General features: G+C 70.9%; 2 protein-coding genes. Both read left to right on the top strand.

The features are described 5' to 3' along the window. Nucleotides 1-431: FAD-linked oxidase C-terminal domain-containing protein (locus R6V09_RS51625; protein ID WP_317888324.1), on the top strand; the 431-nt coding region annotated here is incomplete at its 5' end. A 194-nt stretch (nucleotides 432-625) separates the two neighbouring features. After that, nucleotides 626-2047, top strand: a complete 1422-nt coding sequence (locus R6V09_RS51630) for a family 2B encapsulin nanocompartment shell protein (protein ID WP_317888325.1) — start codon at nucleotides 626-628, stop codon at nucleotides 2045-2047. Nucleotides 2048-2152: the final 105 nt, after the last annotated feature.

Raw genomic sequence — 2152 nt, forward strand, 5'->3', positions numbered from 1 at the left:
AGTCGGAGGCTCTGCCCGCGGCACGCCGGCTCGCCCTCCCCGCGCTGGAGCAGCTGGGCCGGCCGCTGATCGAGGACATCGCGGTGCCGCGCTCCCGGCTGGCGGAGGCGGTCCGCGAGATCCGTGCGATCTCGGCCCGTCATGCCGTGCCGGTCTACACGATCGCCCATGCGGCGGACGGCAACCTCCATCCGATCATCGTGGTCGATCCCGCCCTGGACCGGCTGCCGGACGCGGCCTGGGAGGCGGCCGGTGAGATCTTCGCGCTGGCACTGCGGCTCGGCGGGACGCTGACCGGCGAGCACGGCGTGGGAGTACTGAAGCGGCAGTGGGTGGCGGACGAACTCGGGCCCACCGCGCACGCGTTGCAGCGGCGGCTGAAGGAGGCGTTCGATCCCCGGGGCATCCTCAATCCCGGCAAGACCCTCTGAGGCCCCCCGGACGGGATACCGCCGAACGGGTGGGGGCGAAGGAATCGGGGGTGGTGCGGGAGCACGTGCGAGCGGCATGTGCCTCGACCGCCGTCCGAAGTCGTCATTCGTCGTGGCCGATGCCGGGTAGCTGTACGCACGGAATGTGACGGAAGGCAGGCGTTCCGTCACCTGTGTACAGGAGAGAAGGCACCATGTCGGTCGACACCGGTAACGCGCCCGAGGCGGGCGCCGAGGAGCGGGAACAGCAGAGCCTCGGTACCGCCGCGGCACGCACCCTGGCGACCACGACCAAGTCCGAACCCCAGATGCAGGGCATCAGCTCCCGCTGGCTGACCCGCATGCTGCCCTGGGTGAACGTGCCGGGCGGCACCTATCGCGCCAACCGCCGCCTGACGTACACGTGGGGCGACGGGCGGGTGACGTTCGTCCAGACCGGCGCGCAAGTCCGGGTCGTTCCTGCCGAGTTGGGCGAACTCCCGCTGCTGCGCGGCTTCTCGGACACCGACGCGCTCGGCGCGCTGGCCGAGCGGTTCGAGCAACGGGAGTACGCACCGGGGCAGTTGATCGTGGAGGCGGGCCGCCCGGCCGACCAGGTGGTCCTCATCGCGCACGGCAAGGTGGAGCAACTCGGGGAGGGTCCCTACGGTGACGAGGCGGTCGTCGGTCTGCTGGCCGACGGCGACACCTTCGGCGGCCAGGTGCTCGCCGGCCCCGACGGCACCTGGGAGTTCACGGCCCGCGCGGCGACGGCCACCACGGTGCTGACGCTGCCGCACACGGCGTACCAGGCCGTCACAGATCGGCACGCGGGCCTGCGCGCGCACGTCGAGGCACTCGGCTCGGACGAACCCGCCCCGGCCAACCCGTTCGGCGAGGCGGCGATCGCGCTCAGCGCCGGGCATGTGGGCGAGCCCGATCTGCCGGCCACGTTCGTGGACTACGACCTCGCCCCGCGCGAGTACGAACTCGGCGTCGCCCAGACCGTGTTGAAGGTGCACAGTCGCGTCACCGACCTCTACAACCAGCCGATGAACCAGACCCAGCAGCAACTCCGGCTGACCATTGAGGCGTTGCGCGAGCGGCAGGAGAACGAGCTGGTCAACAACCGGGACTTCGGGCTGCTGCACAACGCCGACTACGACCAGCGGATCTCCACCCGCTCCGGGCCGCCGACCCCCGACGACCTGGATGAACTGCTGAGCATGCGGCGCGACACCCACTTCCTGTTCGCGCATCCGCGGGCGATCGCCGCGTTCGGCCGGGAGTGCAACAAGCGGGGCGTCTACTTCAGCGGCATCGACGTCGGCGGCCACCATCTGCCCGCCTGGCGCGGTGTGCCGCTGCTGCCGTGCGACAAGATCCCGGTCAGCGAGTCCCGTACGTCGTCGGTCATCGCGATGCGCACCGGCGAGGACGACCAGGGCGTGATCGGCCTCTACCAGACAGGCATCCCGGAGGAGATCGAGCCGGGCCTCAACGCGCGCTTCATGGGCATCGACGAACAGGCGATCATCTCGTACCTCGTCAGCACCTATTTCTCGGCGGCGGTCCTGGTGCCGGACGCGCTGGGAATCCTGGAGAACGTCGAGGTCTCCCGCCGGGACGGCAACTGACCGAGGAGAGGCCCTAGTTCAGGAAGGCGTCGAGTCGTGCCGCGTCCGGTGCGGTCGCCGGGCCCGGTGCGGTGACGGCCAGGGCGGCGCCCGCGTTGGCCCGGC

It is taken from the genome of Streptomyces sp. W16, assembly GCF_033194735.1.
In the GTDB taxonomy this organism is placed as follows: Bacteria; Actinomycetota; Actinomycetes; order Streptomycetales; family Streptomycetaceae; genus Streptomyces.